Source organism: Vicinamibacterales bacterium, from assembly GCA_036504215.1.
In the GTDB taxonomy this organism is placed as follows: Bacteria; Acidobacteriota; Vicinamibacteria; order Vicinamibacterales; family Fen-181; genus FEN-299.
Genome location: DASXVO010000005.1, coordinates 24,490 through 39,031 on the forward strand (window position 1 = coordinate 24,490; position 14,542 = coordinate 39,031).

Sequence of the window (14,542 nt, forward strand, 5' to 3'; positions counted from 1 at the left end):
AATCAGAAGAAGCTACGAACCACCGACGACACGAGCAGGTTCCATCCGTCGATCATCACGAAGAGCAGCACCTTGAACGGCAGCGAGATCATCGCAGGCGGCAGCTGCATCATGCCCATCGAGAGCAGCGTCGTCGACACGACGAGATCGATGAGCAGGAACGGGATGAACAGGAAGAAACCCATCTGGAACCCGGTCTTCAATTCCGAGATGACGAACGCGGGAATGACGGCGCGCATGGGCAGGTCGTCACGGGTCTTCGGCCGCTCTATCTTCGCGAACTGCGCGAAGAGCGCCAGGTCGGCCTCGCGCGTCTGCTTCAGCATGAACTCGCGCAAGGGCGGCATGGCCCGCAGCACCGCCTCGTTGACGTCGATCTGCCCGGCAAGCGCCGGCTGGACCGCCGTCGCGTTGATCCGGTCGCCCACGGGCGCCATGATGAACACGGTCAGAAACAGCGTCAGGCCCATCAGAATCTGGTTCGACGGCATTTCCTGTGTGCCCAGTGCCTGTCTGAGAAAATGAAAGACGATCGCGATCCGGGTGAACGACGTCATCGTCACCAGGACTGCCGGCAGGAACGTGAGCAGCGTCATGAGGAGGACGATCTGGAGGGGCGCCGAGACCTTGCCCACACCGTCCAGCGTGACGTCGATACGGGGCGCCGCTCCTTGCTGCGCGAACGCCGGGGCCGCGAGCACCGTGAACAGCAGGACGACGATGAGGAAGAGAATCCGTTTCACTGCTGTCCTCGAGGTGGAACATCCACGGCGCGTTCGAGCGCGCCGGCAAACCCGGGTTCGGCGGACCGCAACTCGGCCACCAACGACACCTGGGCCGGCGTCAGGCCGAGCAGCAGCCGCCGGCCCTCCACGCAGACGACCAGCAGGGATCGCCGCTCGCCGAGCGGGACCGCGGTCTCGACCCGAATGGCCGACGGCCCACGGCGGCCCAGCGGTCCAAACGCCCCGCGGCGGAGCAGCCAGGCAAACACGGCCACGAGGCCGACCACGATGACCACCGCGGCCAGCCCGCGGATCGCCCCCATGACGTCGCCGCCTGGCAGCGCGGTCGGGTCCGGACCAGTGAGTGCCAGCAGGGTGAACATCTATGGCTCCGAAATCGTCGCCTGGGGAATCTCGGTCACGCGCATCGCGGTGCTGTCTTCCACGATGACCACTTCCCCTTTGGCGATCGTCACGCCGTTGACCATGACCTGCAGGTCCTCGCCGGCCGATTGATCGAGCCGAAGGACGCTGTGCCGCTGGAGCGCCAGGCACCGGCGCACCGTGACGCTGCCGGACCCGAGGATCACGGACAGCTCACAGACCACATCGAGCAGCCCGGTGAAGGGACTGACGACGTCCGGCGCCGGGTTAGAACTGGACGACGAAGTCAGTAAAGAGGACATCGAGCACCTTCTTGCCGCCGAGCAGCGGCGTGCACCGTTCAGCGATCGTCTTCTTCAGCGCGGTCTTCCCCTCCGGGGTCACGAGCCGCTCGCTTGTTTCCTGTGCCAGTGCCTCGATAATCGCGGAACGGAGCCGGGCCTTCGCGACGTCGTCCTTCCCGATTTCCTCCGCTTCCTTCTTGGTGCCAACCACCAGCCGCAGCGTCAACCGGACGAACCGTGTCGCACCCTTGTCGGCGAGGTTGACGAGGAACTGTTCCAGCGGCACGATGCCCTCGCCGACCAGGGCCTTCTCGGCCGGCGGGGTGTCGGTGGAAGCCTCGCCGTCACCTCCTTCGGCCGCGTCGGTCGGTGGCCCGCTGCGAGTGAAGTACCAGGCGGCAGCGCCGCCGCCGCCGAGCACGAAGATGGCCACGACCACGATGATGATCCACTTCATGGCGCCGGACTTCTTCGCCGACGCCGGGATTGTCGACACCGCGGCGGCCTGGGCAGGATTGGAAGGTGTATCGCTCATAAATGTCTTGGGACTCCATCGTCCTCACGACAAGTCGAGCAAGCGAGGTACCGGCCTCAGGCGGGGAGGCGAAGCCGAAATCGGGTAGTTTTCAGCGGACGGGCACGGGGAGCCGGACGGCTCCCCGGACGGGGTGACGACCCACCGACATCAGTAATCGGCCGCGGCAACAAGAACTTGAGGGCGATGCCGTCACGCATCGACCTCGAATCTGGCCTGTGACTCGCCACCTCGAGATGGCGCGCGGCGTGGTTGCGGTTGCGGTTTGCCCCCGTCCTGCCTCTGACGGTGGCCGTCGGCGGTCACGACCAGACGGGCGAGTTGCAACCCCTGGCCTTCAAGCCCCTGGCGCAAATCGACTTCGTGCGCCTGGATCCACTCTCGCGCAGTGGCGGTGTCCGCCTGAACGTGGGCGGTCACCTGCCCCCGCTCGACTCGAAGCGATACGGTCACTTCCCCCAGGTGCTCCGGCGTGAGGCGCACCTTCGCCTCGCCCACACCATCGCGCCAGGCCATCGAGATCGCCCGCACCACCTGTCCGGCGATCGGCGGGTCCGGGGTCGCCTCGGCACCGCCGCCAGCGGGAGCGACCGTGGCGCCGCCGGCAATCGCCGGGTCCGACGACGGCATCGTTGTGGGCGGAAGGCTCATCACCGCAGCGGCCGCGCTCCCGGCGTCGTGGACGGCAGGCGCGAGTGGCGTCGGCTCCGGATTCCTCTGTGACGTCGAATCGCGCCCGGTGCCGCTTGCGGCGTACGCCTGCTCGACCAGCCTGACTCGTTGTTGGCTGTCGCCCCCAAGTGACGCGAATTGCGAGGGGTCGGCAAACAAATCCTGCGTTCGCCTCGCTCCAGGCTCCATCCCCTCCGCCATCCCGACGGCCGTTATCGCCGGCGCGCCGAATACCGACGGCGTCGCGGGGGTCTCCCGTACAGGCGCCGTGTCAGTCGCCTGACCAGTCTGGCGCCCGGCTTCGGCCACGGCCGCCATCACCATCATCCGGGCAGCTCGTTGAGCGGCAGTTGCCTCCGTCATCCCCGACTGGCCGACCGCGGAGGGCCTGGCCGGTGCGCGCCTCATCGTGACGAAGCCGGCGAGATCGTCGGAAGGTTCCGGCGCCCCGGACGTCTCGAGACCCGCCGACGCAGGCAACGTCGGAAGTTCTTCGGTGGTCGGCGAATCCAGCCCTGGTCGCCCCTTGACCTGAGGAAGCTGGTCTGCGCGTGGCAACCACGAGGAACCCGCCGCCGACGTGGTCTCCCCATCGACGCCGTCGAGGTGTGGCTGGCCCCGCCACCATGCGTCCGTCGCGGATCCGGACAACCCGATCTTCCTGGATTCGGCCTTCATCGCGCCCGTGCTTGGGGCGGCTTGTCCGGCCGATTCCGCCGCGTCTTCCGCTGGCGGGACGTCCTGAAGGTCAACCTGGGTCGCGGGTGGCGCCGGGCTGCCTGCGACGAACCCGAGCAGCGGCGCCGTCGCGGCAGCGGTCGCCGACACTCCAGGGTCCGCGATGCCAGCGGGCACGGGACCCGGGCGGGAAGACCCGCCGACGACGTTCTGCGAGTCGGCCCGGGCCGTGGCGGTTGGCGATTCGACAGACGCCTGGGCGGCATCCGCATCGGCCGGAGGCTCTGCGACCGTGGCCGAAATGACTGCTGCCACCACCGCTACCTGTTGGACGATCGGTCGCTCGGCATCCGCCGCGACCACCTGCGCTTGGCCGGCCGCGGTTTGATTGCCGGCGGATTCGCTTGGTGCCTGCGGATCCGGGGGCTTGGCGGCGGGATCAGCACCCTCGTCCGGCACGCGCTGAGCCGGTGTGTCCGCACGAGCGATTCGGTTGTGGTTCGTGGGACGACCGTTCGCCACGGGTCGCGAATCGCCACTGTCCGTCCTGGCTGGCTTGGCAGCGGCGGGATGAGCCGCCTCCGCGCCGGCCGCGCTCGCTGGGCGCCGATCGCGTTCGTGGACCACGTGCCTGTTCTGGTTCGACTTGTCGAACGAGGCGGATTGCCGGGCCCGCGCGCCGTCGAGCAACGAATCGAAGTCCGATGCGGCGGTGGCCGCCGTCCCCGCTGCGCGCGCATGAGCGGGTGCCGGACCGGTGTCCACGCCAACCAGAGCAATTGAAGATGCGCCCACGAATCCCCCTTGCGAACGCTCGAGATGAGAACGTGGACGCCGCAGAAGATGCCGGACCCCACCGCACCCCCTGCGGCGCCTGCGAACGCCGGGACCACACCCCGGTGTTGCGCGCCGACCCTGGCCCCCGCCCTGCCGCGGGCGAAGGCCGAACCTTGCCGATCTCGGACGGACGGTCTACCGCTTCAGGTTGAGCGTTTCCTGCAGCAGTTCGTCCGAGGTCGTGATCGACTTCGAGTTCGCCTGGTAGCCGCGCTGGGCGAGAATCATGGCGGTGAACTCGGCGGCGATGTCCACGTTCGACTGCTCGAGCGCGCTGCCGATCAGTGTGCCGCGGCCGCCGGTGCCCGCTGCGCCGACGTTGGCCTGGCCAGCCGCCTGCGTCTCGCCGTACCGATTCGACCCGAGCTTGACGAGTCCCTTCGGGTTGTTGAACGTGGCAAGCGCGAGTTTGCCGATCGCCACGGTCTGGCCCGCGCCGAACGTCGCGCTGATCGTGCCGTCAGAGCCAATGCTGATGTTGTCGACAGCGCCCGGCGCCGAACCGTTCTGGGTGATCGACGAGGTGGCCGACGGCGACGAGTAGCCGGTGAACGAAGCGGCGCCAGTCGCCGTATCGAGGACGTCCCACGTCATCACGGTCGCCGCCGCGCCATTGGCCCACGCCGGCGTGGTGACGGTGATGTCCGCGGCCGCCTGCAGCTTGCCGTTGGCGTCGAACACGAGCGTCCCGGTGCCGCCGCTGCCCGCAGGGATGGCGGAGGGCGGCGCACCCGCCACGCCGGTCACGTCTGCACCTGGCACCGTCAGCGCGTAGGTCCACGTGCCCGCCCCGGACTTGGTGTAGGTGGCCGTCATCACGTGCGGAGCCCCCTTCACGTCGTAGATCTGCACGGAGCTGACGAACGTCGAGCCGACGGCCGCGCCAGCGTCCAGGTTGACCAACGTACGGAACGTGGTCGTCGCGGTCGGCGCCCGAAGTACGCCGGGTGGGACGACGAGGTTGGTCGGCGTGCCGTTGGTCGTGACCTGCCCGGTGATCGGATCCGTGGTCGTATAGCCCTGAACCTTGTACCCGTCGGGTGTGACGAGGAAGCCATCACGGTCGAACGCGAAGTTCCCCGCTCGCGTGTAGGCCTGCCCGGCGCCGCCACTGACGAGGAAGAAGCCATTGCCCTGGATGGCCACGTTGGTCGCCTCGGTCGAGTTCGCGATCGACCCCTGACTGAACGTGGGCGAGATCGACCCGGTCACCACACCGAGACCGACCTGCATCGGGTTCGCGCTCGTTCCGCCGACCGTCTGGCTGACGAGGTCCTGGAAGGTGACGGTGCTGGCCTTGAACCCGATCGTGTTAATGTTCGCGAGGTTGTTGCCGATGACACCCAAGGCGGCAGAATTCGCGTTGAGGCCCGACAATGCGGAAGAGAAGGATCCAACGGCCATTACTTGTTCCCTCCGGTCGAGGAAGCGGTGGACGACGACGTCAGACTCTGTGCGACCAGAAGCTGACCAATCGCGCTGACCTGAGACGAGATCTGAGAGAGTTGTTCGAGCGAGCTGAATGTAGCCAGCTGGGTGATGAACTGGCTGTCATCCATGGGCTTGCTCGGGTCCTGGTGCTGAAGCTGCGTGACGAGCAGATTCAGGAAGGCATCCCGACCGAGTCCGTCGGTGCGCTTCAAAGCGGGGGTCGTGGCGCCGGTTGTCGCCGCGCCAACGCCTGATGTCGAGTTGATGGACACTCATGCTCCTTCCGGCACTTCGCGCAGTGCCACGTACCGCAAGCCTCCGAGCACGTCGAATTCCTTCTGTTCCGCCTTGCGCTCGGCCAGTTGGAACGCCTTCCACGTGCGGTCGCGTAAATGTTCGAGCGATCGCAGCTTCCGTCTGGCCTCCATCGCTCTGGCGGCCACGACGCGCTCCTCGTCGAGCCGTTGCTCGAGCGCGTGGCGGGCGGCGACGATGACCTGCTGCTGACGTCTGATCCAATTCCGATACCAGATGGCGCGGGTGGTATCCGAAGCCCGCGCGGCCTCTTCACGCGCGCGTTCCTGCGTCTCCACCAGGGCGCGTTCCGCGTCCTGGACGGCCCGTTGCGCGGCCGCCGTTGCACGCTTCGCCTCGCCGAGTGCGCGCTGCGCGTCGTCGTCTTGCTTGCGGCGGAGGTCGAGGGCCACCTGGGCCCGAAATCGGAAGTTCGCCATGGGGCTCACTGACAACGCGCTCGCTGGCTACAAGGCCCGCAGCGCGCCGATCGCATCCTCTGTGGACGACAGCGCGTCGGCGGGCTGGCGGAGAAACGCATCGATCGCCTCGCGCCTCGCGAACGCCTCGTCGATCCGTGGGTTGCTGCCAGGCACGTACGCGCCCACGCTGATCAGATCCTCGTTTTCCTTGATGGTCGACATCCAGTCGCGCACGCGCCCCGCTTTCATCCGGTGCTCGACGTCGGTGACGTCGGGCATCGTCCGGCTGACGCTCTGCAGGACGTCGATCGCGGGATAGTGATTCCGCGCGGCAAGTTCACGTGAGAGCACGACGTGGCCGTCCAGAATCGCGCGCACCGAGTCGGCGATCGGCTCGGTCGTGTCGTCACCCTCGACGAGCACCGTGTAGAGCGCGGTGATGCTGCCCCGCCCGCGCACATTGCCCGCCCGTTCGAGCAGCGTCGGCAGGAGCGCGAACACCGAGGGCGGATACCCCTTCGCGGTCGGCGGTTCGCCCGCGGCGAGTCCAACCTCGCGCTGCGCCATCGCGAAGCGTGTGAGCGAGTCCATCATGAGCAGGACGTTCTTGCCCTGATCACGGAAGTACTCCGCAATCGACGTCGCGGCGTAGGCGGCGCGCATGCGCATCAGCGGCGGGTTGTCCGACGTGGACACGACCAGGACCGAACGGCGCAGCCCGTCGGCACCCAGATCGTTCTCCAGGAAGCCGCGCACCTCGCGGCCGCGCTCGCCGACCAGGGCAATCACGGCGATCTCCGCGGCGGTGCCTCGGGCCATCATCCCGAGAAGGGTGCTCTTCCCCACGCCGCTGCCGCCGAACAGGCCGAGACGCTGTCCGCGTCCTGCGGTCAGCATCGCGTCGATCGCGCGAACGCCGGTGCCGGTCGGCGCCACGATTGGATCGCGCGCGAGCGGGTTCAGCGGCGCAGGATGGAGCGGGTACTCGAGAGTCGTGTTCAGTGGGCCAAGCGAATCGAGCGGACGACCGAGACCGTCCACGACGCGCCCGAGCAATTGATCGCCAACGGGCACGGCGGCGGCCGAACCTCGGGCCACGATCCGGTCACCCGCGCGGATGCCGGCGGTCCCGCCGAGCGGCACGCTCAGCAGTCGGCCCTCGCGGAAGCCTACAACCTCCACGGTGAGCGAGGGTTCGCCCGGCGCACCCTGCAGTTCGCAGAGGTCGCCGACGCGTGCCCGCGGACCGCTCGACTCGACGAGCAGGCCGACGGTGCGAACGACGCGACCGGCGACCGGCAGGCAATCGGCCCGTTCGATCCGATCCGTGTAGCGGGAGAGCGAAAAGGACTCAGCGACCACGATTCATCACCGGTTGGTCCTGCCCTTCCTCCACCAGGAGCGCCCGGGCCAGTTCCTGGAACTGCGCATCGACGCTGGCATCGACGTAGCCGAAGTCCGACTGCACCAGGCAGCCACCGCGGCTCACCGACGGATCCGGGACCACGGTCACGTGGCTGCCCGCCAGCAGCGTGTCGCGGCGACCCGATGTCGCCTCGAAATCATCCGGGTTCAGCCGAATCGTGACCGACGTGCTGTCCCCCAGCCGGTCGAGAGCCACGCGCGCCATCGTCACGGTCAGGTCGGAATCGAGCGTCACCTCGCGGCGGACGATCCGCCGCGCAATGGCCAGCGCGAGCTGCACCATCTGTCGTTCGGTCTGGCGTACCATGGAGCGGCGCACGTCCGCCAGTTCCTCGATCGTCTGCGCCAGTCGCCGCAGCATCGCCTCCGCCCGCTTGGCGCCCGCCTCCGAACCTGCGCGTTCTCCCTGCTCGTAGCCCTTGGCGAACGCTTCGCGCTCCATCGCGGCGAGCCGGGCCTGCTGCTGGGCGAGATCGATGGTCGGGGCCGGGGGACCCGCCGGCGGCGTACCCGCGGCGCCATCCTCCAGGAACAACGCTTCGACGACCCGTGGTTGTGCGTCCTGGCCCGCGCGTCCCCAGTCGAACGGTTCGAACTGTGACGGGTCGGTCAACCGTCTCGCCTTAAACGACATAGGCCTCACCCGCCGCCGCACCGGTCGACAGCAACCCTTCTTCCTCGAGTTTCCGCGCGATCGCGACGATCTCGTGCTGCGCCTTCTCGACCTCGCGCAGCCGAATGGCGCCCAGGACTTCCATTTCCTCGCGCAACATGTCCGCCGCGCGCTTGGACATGTTCTGGAAGAACCGGTTCCGCATCTCGTCTGTCGTGCCCTTGAGCGCGACAGTCAGCACCTTGCGGTCTGCCCGCTGCACGATTTCCCGAAGCGCGTTGTCCTCGACCTTCATCAGGTCGTCGAAGACGAACATCAGGTTACGGATGGAGACCGCCAGGTCGGGGTTCTGGCCCTCGAGCGATTCGATGACCGGTTGACTCACGGTGCGATCCAGGCGGTTGAGGAGCTCCGCCACCGCGCGCACGCCGCCGTACGATTCGTGACTGGCCGTGCCCAATGTCTTCAGGCGCTGCTCGATGACCGAGGAGATCCGGCTCACCACGTCGGGCGAGATCTCGTCGAGGCTCGCCATCCGCGTCAGCACGTCCACGCGCAGACTCTCCGGGAGCAGGCTGAGCAGCTGCGCGGCGTGCGACGAGTCGAGGTGCGCGAGAATCAGGGCGATGGTCTGCGGCTGCTCCGCCAGGATGAACTTCGAGAGCTGCTGCGGGTCGGCCTTGGCGAGCGACGTGAATCCCGCGGTCGATTGGAACGACCGGACGACGCGCTCGATCACGCGCCGGGCGTTCTCCGGCCCCAGCGACTTGAGCAACAACTGCTGCGCGAACTCGACACCGCCACGCGCGACGTACGACGCGGCGAGCGCCATGTGGTGGAATTCTTCGAGGACCCCTTCTCCCGACTCGGGAGCCACGGCGCCGAGCGCCGCCACTTCCTTCGCGATCCGCTCGACCTCGTCTTCGTGCAGGTACTTGAAGATCTGTGACGACGTCTCCTCACCGAGCATGAGCGCCAGCACCGCTGCCTTCCGGGCACCGGAGAAGACCTGTTGGACGGGCATGGGTTACCGTCCCTCCTCTTCCGCCAGCCACGTGCGGACAAGACGGGCGGCATGCTCGGGTTCCTTCTGCACCATCCCGGACAGTCGCTTGGTGAGCACCGTCATCTTGCGCGGCTCACCAGCCTTTGCTTCCGTGGCCTGGATCTGCGCCTCGATCTCGGTCTGCAACTCTTCGACGGTCTTCGGCAACTGCTGCGGCAGCGATTGGGTCGACTCGTGCACGGTCACCGTCGGAAGCCCGGTCAGCCCCCGGTGCATCATGGGGCGCACGATGAACACGAAGGCGAACAACCCGAGCAGCACCACGGCGCCGATGCGCCCGAACTCGAGAAAGTTCGGCCCGTACAGCTGCCACATGCCCGCGGCGGGCGGTTCCTCGGTGATGCTGCCCTCGAACGAGACGTTCTCGACCGTCAACTGGTCGCCCCGCAGCACGTCGAAGCCGACAGCTGCGGCCACAAGGCCTTGAATCTTCTGCAATTCCACCGGTTGGCGTGGCCTCGTGCTCCGTGTCACCACGCCCTTCTTGTCCTTCTTGACTACCGGCTCGTCGTCCACGATGACGGCCACCGACAGCCGCGCAACCTCGCCGCGCGGCCGGATTGTGTGCCGCGTCGTCCGGCTGATCTCGTAGTTCGTGGTCTCGGCCAGTCGGCTGGAACCACCGAGCGGTGCGCTCGCGGTCTGCGTCGCCGGTGCGGTCGGCTGACCCGGAACGGGCGTCACCGGCAGGTTCGCGCGCGCGCCCGCCAGACCGCCCTGGGAATTCGGCACGCCCGGGGTGCCGTCCTGCGACGTCTGACGGCTCCGCACGACGCTCGTCGGGTCCCACCGCTCCTCAGTCTCTTCCTGGCTTTGCGGGTTGATCCGTGCCGCCACATTGACCCGCACTCGCTCCGCACCAACCACCGGTTCGAGCAGATTGACGACCTTCATCATGAGGTCGCGCTCGACTCGCTGCTGTCGTTCGAGCTGTACGCCGTCGAGCGGCCCGTCCTCACCGTCAGCGGGTCGCGATAGCGGCCGGCCGAAACTGTCGACGATGACGACGGCCTCGGGGCGGAGGCCTTCGATGCTGGCGGCGACCAGGCTGGAAATGCCGTGCACGGTTGCCGTGGACAGCGGCCGGTTCGCGTTCTTCAACTTCAGCACGACCGAGGCCTTCGCCGCCTGCTCCTTCGCACCGAACAGAGAGTCCTTCGCGGCGACGATGTGGACGCGCGCGCCGCCGACTTCGCTGAGCGTGCTGATCGTGCGCGCAATCTCACCCTCGAGAGCCCGCCTGTAGTTCACCTGCTCGAGGAACTCGGTGGCGCCGAACGCCGTGCGGTCGAAGATCTCGAAGCCAATCCTCCCCGAGGACGGCAATCCCTGGCCCGCGAACTCGAGGCGCAGTTCATCCACCTTGGTGGCGGGCACGCGGATCGAACGTCCACCCTGGTCGATCTGGAAGGGAATCTTCTGAGTTTTCAGGCGGGAGACGACGTCGGCCGCTGCCTCCGGGTCCATGTCAGCGAACAGGAGGACCCAGTCGTTCGAGGACAGCCAGAAGGCCGAACCTGCCATGAGGACGACAACCACGACGAAGGCACCCCCGATGGTCACCATCTGGGAGGGCGTGAGCGACGTCGCGAGCGATTTGAGCCGGTCTAGGAACTGTTTGGGGTCCACGGGTCAGTGCGCTCAAAAAGTGAACGGATTCAAGAACACCACTAGATGGGCATCCGCATGATTTCCTGGTACGCCGAGACGAGCTTGTTCCGTATCTGGACCGTCAACTGCAGCGTCATGTCGGCACGCTGCAGGGCGATCATCGCCTCGTGGACGTCGCCGGTGCCGTCGAGCATCCGACCGATCGACTGGTTCGCCTCGCCGCCGGTCGACTCGACCGCCGAAACCAGGCGCCCCAACGACTGCGCGAACCCGTCAGCCCCACTTCCGGCCTGCGGGGTCGCCGCCGTCGGCAAACCGTGTCCGATTGAGCCAATAACTGCTTCAATGGCCATACTTACCGCCCGAGCTCGAGCGACCGCTGCACGAGGTCGCGAATCAGACCAATCGCCGAGAGGTTCGCCTGATACGCGCGAGCCGCGCTCAGCATGTCCACCATCTCTTCGGCCGAGTCGACGTTGGGAAGCTGGACGAAGCCGTCCTTGTCGGCATCGGGATGTCCGGGTTCGTAGCGTCGCTTGAACGGCGTCTGGTCCTCGACGATGTCGTTCACCTTGACGCCGATCGCGCCGCTGGCGCGGCCGAGCGCCGCGTCGAAGCTGGACACGTCGGTCGGCGCGAGCACGACGCTGCGACGCCGATACGGCAGGCCGTCAGGGCCTCGCGTGGACTCGGCGTTCGCCAGGTTCGACACCGACGCCTCGAGGCGGACCCGCTCGGCAGTCAGCGCGCTCCCGCTTGCGGCCATCGCGGCACTCAGGGTCGACATGCTACCGTCCCTCGCTGATGGCGTAGCGCACCAGGCGGAACTTCGCAGCCAGCGCTGTCTGCGCCTTGGCGAAATCGCCCGATGCCTCCGCCATGTTCATCAACTCCCGATCGAGTTGCACGTTGTTGCCGTCGCGACGGCTCGCGAGGCCGTCGACTTCCTTCGTCCCGGCGGTCGCGGACGCGATGGGCGTTGCCTGCAGGTGCGCGGAATTCGTCTGGGCCAGAACGACCGGTCCGCCAAGCTGGCGTTCCAGGGTGCCGCTGAAGTCTGCTTCCCGAGCTCGGAAACCGGGCGTCTCGAGATTCGCGAGGTTGCCTGCCGACGCTACTTGGCGCGCGACCGCTCGACCCATCTCCCTGCGGAGCGCCGAGATAACCGCGGCATCGCTCATGTCGGACATGTCCACTTCCTGAAGTTCCAGCGGCGGTTGTCGATTACCCATTTGGGTGCCGCTTGGCCGTCACGGTGAGCAAGAAGGGTGCCCGGGCGGGTTCAGGCAGAAGAAAGCCGAAGATGGCGGCTTCCAGGCAGGCGGGGGACGGCGCGAAGAGTCGGTAAACCGACAGTCCCGACGGGACCGCGTCAGCGCATGGAGCCGAAGCGGGGACGTTCCAGGCGATCGCCCAAATCCCGCAGCAGGACTTCGAGCCGCGCCAGCCGCTGCTCGATGACGTCGAGTCGCGCGGCCACCGACAGCGACCCATCCCCACTGAGGTCACGATCACCGCCGGCCCGCCCGCTCAGTTGACGCGCGAGCTGGCGATTCTCCGCCTCGAGCGCCAGACGATCGGTGACGCGCTCGACCACGACGTCAATCTGCCCCATCGAAAACGGCTTGGTCAGATAGTCGTACGCCCCGAGCCGCACGGCCTGGATGGCGGAATCGAGCGAGGCGTAGCCCGTGATGATGACGACGTAGCAGGATGGATTCGCGGTCTTCGCTGCGCGCAGGACGGCGAGTCCGTCGGCCCCCGGCATCTGGAGGTCGGTCACGATGAGACGGTACCGCGCCGGGTCCCGTTCGATCGCGGCGATGGCCGCTCGCCCGTCGCCCGCGGTCGCCGTCTCGAATCCCCGGTCGCGGAAATACTCCACGAGGAGCTCCCGGATCTCGGGTTCGTCATCCACCACGAGGACGTTCAACGGAGTGTGCGGGAGTTGTGGCATAGGGCTTGCGAGCGGTCGGTTGACCTTACTCCATGACGGGTAATCGGCACCTGGCGCATTTTCATGAATCTTCGCTTGACGGCCGCGGCCGGGGCGAGGATAGTCGGTACGTCCTGAGACTCCTATGCGAACTTCTCAACCGAGCGTTCTCGTTGTTGACGACGAAGCGGACCTTCGCGAACTGATCGCCGACTCGATGGCCGCGGATGGCTTCGACGCCACCCAGGCAGCCGACGGCGCGGACGCGATGGCCAGGCTCAAGACGTTCGCGTTCGACGCTATCGTAGTCGATCTTCGGCTCCCGGACACCGACGGCATGGAGGTCCTGGACTTCGCGCTCACTCGCTACCCCGAAGTCGTTGCCGTGGTGATGACGGGGTTCGGGGGCGTGACCGAGGCGGTCGCCGCCATCAAGCGCGGCGCCATCGACTTCCTGATCAAGCCGTTCCAGGTTTCGCAGCTGTCGCGCGTCCTGAAATCCGAGCTCGAGCGTCGGCGCCTGCGCCAGGAGAACGCCGAGTTGCGCGTGCAATTGCGCAACCGTTTCGGGTTCGACGCCGTCATTGGCCAGAGCGCGCCAATGCAACACATTTTCGCCACGCTCGAATTGGTCGCGCCCATGAACAGCACGGTGCTGATCCAGGGTGAGACCGGCACGGGCAAGGAACTGATCGCGCGGACGATTCATCACAACAGCCCGCGCGGCGACCAACGGTTCGTCGCGTTCAACGCCGCCGCGATCCCCGAAGCGCTCGCAGAAGCCGAGTTGTTCGGCCACGCGCGCGGGGCGTTCACGGGCGCGATCGCCAACCGGGTCGGCCGGTTCGAGCTCGCACACCGCGGCACGATCTTCATCGACGAGGTGGCGCTGATGTCACCCGCGCTGCAGGCCAAGCTGCTGCGCGCGCTGCAGGAACGGGAGATCGAGCGCGTCGGCGAATCGCGCCCGATCAAGTTCGACGCGCGGGTGATTGCCGCCAGCAATAGCGATTTGCGGAAGCTCGTGAAGGAAGGCACCTTCCGCGAGGACCTGTTCTACCGCCTCAACGTGATCCCGATCACCCTGCCCCCGCTGCGCGACCGCCAGGAAGACGTCCCGCTGCTCGCGCGACACTTCGTACAGAAGGCGTGCCGCAACAACAACCTGCCGCAGAAGACCCTCAGCCAGGAGGCGTGCCGCTGCCTGATGAACTTCTCGTGGCCCGGGAACATCCGGCAACTCGAGAACGCGATCGAGCACTCGGTGGCGATGACGGGCGCGGAACGCGAGATACCCGCCGGCGCGCTGCCACCCGAGGTCATCGAGCCGGCCGGCTCCATGATGCTCCCCGCGGTTCGGATTCCGGACGAGGGCATCAATTTCACGTCGGTCGTGTCGCAGCTCGAACGCGAGCTGATTCTGCGGTGCCTCGAGAAGACCGGTGGAAACAAGCGCCAGGCGGCGCGCCTGCTGCAGTTGAGCCGTACGACGCTCATCGACAAGCTGCACCGGTTGAATCTCGACGAACGGTTCACGGCGGCCTAGCAGCCCGGTGGAAGTCGCGGCGCAGCACCGAGGGCGACGATGCGCCCAGCCGGCAGGGCGCGACGACTGAGAATAGCGGGCCA

General features: G+C 67.2%; 17 protein-coding genes. 1 reads left to right on the plus strand and 16 read right to left on the minus strand.

Annotation, left to right across the window (positions count from 1 at the left end):
- Positions 1–2: 2 nt before the first annotated feature.
- The 16 genes from fliP to VGK32_01055 all read right to left on the minus strand — a co-directional run bounded on the left by fliP (position 3) and on the right by VGK32_01055 (position 12,895).
- Positions 3–743, minus strand: a complete 741-nt coding sequence (gene fliP, locus VGK32_00980) for a flagellar type III secretion system pore protein FliP (GenBank protein ID HEY3380306.1) — start codon at positions 741–743, stop codon at positions 3–5.
- Positions 740–1,108, minus strand: coding sequence for a flagellar biosynthetic protein FliO (fliO, locus tag VGK32_00985; GenBank protein HEY3380307.1), 369 nt, complete (start codon positions 1,106–1,108; stop codon positions 740–742). The genes fliP and fliO overlap by 4 nt, the downstream gene beginning before the upstream one ends.
- Positions 1,109–1,411 (minus strand): FliM/FliN family flagellar motor switch protein, encoded by a 303-nt coding sequence (locus tag VGK32_00990; GenBank protein ID HEY3380308.1) that lies wholly within the window; start codon positions 1,409–1,411, stop codon positions 1,109–1,111. It abuts the gene before it with no gap.
- A complete protein-coding gene (locus VGK32_00995; protein HEY3380309.1) occupies positions 1,377–1,928 on the minus strand; it encodes a flagellar basal body-associated FliL family protein in 552 nt (183 codons plus the stop codon). Before VGK32_00995 ends, VGK32_00990 begins: the two co-directional genes overlap by 35 nt.
- 192 nt (positions 1,929–2,120) lie before the next feature.
- Positions 2,121–4,073: a flagellar hook-length control protein FliK gene (locus VGK32_01000; GenBank protein ID HEY3380310.1), complete on the minus strand. Its 1,953-nt coding sequence runs from the start codon at positions 4,071–4,073 to the stop codon at positions 2,121–2,123.
- Between the two features lie 177 nt (positions 4,074–4,250).
- Positions 4,251–5,519, minus strand: a complete 1,269-nt coding sequence (locus tag VGK32_01005) for a flagellar hook protein FlgE (GenBank protein HEY3380311.1) — start codon at positions 5,517–5,519, stop codon at positions 4,251–4,253.
- Positions 5,519–5,818, minus strand: coding sequence for a flagellar hook capping FlgD N-terminal domain-containing protein (locus tag VGK32_01010; GenBank protein HEY3380312.1), 300 nt, complete (start codon positions 5,816–5,818; stop codon positions 5,519–5,521). Before VGK32_01010 ends, VGK32_01005 begins: the two co-directional genes overlap by 1 nt.
- The gene (locus tag VGK32_01015) at positions 5,819–6,280 is read right to left on the minus strand and encodes a flagellar FliJ family protein (protein HEY3380313.1); all 462 of its coding nucleotides are present in this window, start codon (positions 6,278–6,280) and stop codon (positions 5,819–5,821) included.
- Positions 6,281–6,307: 27 nt separating this feature from the next.
- The gene (locus VGK32_01020; protein HEY3380314.1) at positions 6,308–7,624 is read right to left on the minus strand and encodes a FliI/YscN family ATPase; all 1,317 of its coding nucleotides are present in this window, start codon (positions 7,622–7,624) and stop codon (positions 6,308–6,310) included.
- On the minus strand, positions 7,614–8,321 hold the full coding sequence (locus VGK32_01025) for a FliH/SctL family protein (GenBank protein HEY3380315.1): 708 nt from the start codon (positions 8,319–8,321) through the stop codon (positions 7,614–7,616). The genes VGK32_01020 and VGK32_01025 overlap by 11 nt, the downstream gene beginning before the upstream one ends.
- Positions 8,311–9,324, minus strand: coding sequence for a flagellar motor switch protein FliG (gene fliG, locus VGK32_01030; GenBank protein HEY3380316.1), 1,014 nt, complete (start codon positions 9,322–9,324; stop codon positions 8,311–8,313). The genes VGK32_01025 and fliG overlap by 11 nt, the downstream gene beginning before the upstream one ends.
- Positions 9,325–9,327: 3 nt before the next feature.
- Positions 9,328–10,995, minus strand: coding sequence for a flagellar basal-body MS-ring/collar protein FliF (gene fliF, locus VGK32_01035; GenBank protein ID HEY3380317.1), 1,668 nt, complete (start codon positions 10,993–10,995; stop codon positions 9,328–9,330).
- Between the two features lie 41 nt (positions 10,996–11,036).
- Positions 11,037–11,330, minus strand: coding sequence for a flagellar hook-basal body complex protein FliE (gene fliE, locus VGK32_01040; protein HEY3380318.1), 294 nt, complete (start codon positions 11,328–11,330; stop codon positions 11,037–11,039).
- A gap of 2 nt (positions 11,331–11,332) precedes the next feature.
- Entirely contained in the window at positions 11,333–11,764 is a 432-nt protein-coding gene (gene flgC / locus VGK32_01045) for a flagellar basal body rod protein FlgC (GenBank protein ID HEY3380319.1), read from the minus strand.
- A 1-nt stretch (position 11,765) separates the two neighbouring features.
- Positions 11,766–12,167: a flagellar basal body rod protein FlgB gene (flgB, locus tag VGK32_01050; GenBank protein ID HEY3380320.1), complete on the minus strand. Its 402-nt coding sequence runs from the start codon at positions 12,165–12,167 to the stop codon at positions 11,766–11,768.
- A 182-nt stretch (positions 12,168–12,349) separates the two neighbouring features.
- Complete coding sequence (locus VGK32_01055) at positions 12,350–12,895, minus strand: response regulator (GenBank protein HEY3380321.1); 546 nt, start codon at positions 12,893–12,895, stop codon at positions 12,350–12,352.
- A gap of 163 nt (positions 12,896–13,058) precedes the next feature.
- Between VGK32_01055 and VGK32_01060 the strand changes: the two genes are divergently transcribed.
- Complete coding sequence (locus VGK32_01060) at positions 13,059–14,459, plus strand: sigma-54 dependent transcriptional regulator (protein ID HEY3380322.1); 1,401 nt, start codon at positions 13,059–13,061, stop codon at positions 14,457–14,459.
- Positions 14,460–14,542: the final 83 nt, after the last annotated feature.

Excerpts from the sequence above, each read along its gene's own strand:
- fliO (HEY3380307.1), bottom strand. The coding sequence starts at position 1,108 with ATGTTCACCCTGCTGGCACTCACTGGTCCGGACCCGACCGCGCTGCCA.
- VGK32_00990 (HEY3380308.1), bottom strand. The coding sequence starts at position 1,411 with ATGTCCTCTTTACTGACTTCGTCGTCCAGTTCTAACCCGGCGCCGGAC.
- VGK32_00995 (HEY3380309.1), bottom strand. The coding sequence starts at position 1,928 with ATGAGCGATACACCTTCCAATCCTGCCCAGGCCGCCGCGGTGTCGACA.
- VGK32_01005 (HEY3380311.1), bottom strand. The coding sequence starts at position 5,519 with ATGGCCGTTGGATCCTTCTCTTCCGCATTGTCGGGCCTCAACGCGAAT.
- VGK32_01015 (HEY3380313.1), bottom strand. The coding sequence starts at position 6,280 with ATGGCGAACTTCCGATTTCGGGCCCAGGTGGCCCTCGACCTCCGCCGC.
- VGK32_01025 (HEY3380315.1), bottom strand. The coding sequence starts at position 8,321 with ATGTCGTTTAAGGCGAGACGGTTGACCGACCCGTCACAGTTCGAACCG.
- fliG (HEY3380316.1), bottom strand. The coding sequence starts at position 9,324 with ATGCCCGTCCAACAGGTCTTCTCCGGTGCCCGGAAGGCAGCGGTGCTG.
- fliE (HEY3380318.1), bottom strand. The coding sequence starts at position 11,330 with ATGGCCATTGAAGCAGTTATTGGCTCAATCGGACACGGTTTGCCGACG.
- flgC (HEY3380319.1), bottom strand. The coding sequence starts at position 11,764 with ATGTCGACCCTGAGTGCCGCGATGGCCGCAAGCGGGAGCGCGCTGACT.
- flgB (HEY3380320.1), bottom strand. The coding sequence starts at position 12,167 with ATGTCCGACATGAGCGATGCCGCGGTTATCTCGGCGCTCCGCAGGGAG.
- VGK32_01060 (HEY3380322.1), top strand. The coding sequence starts at position 13,059 with ATGCGAACTTCTCAACCGAGCGTTCTCGTTGTTGACGACGAAGCGGAC.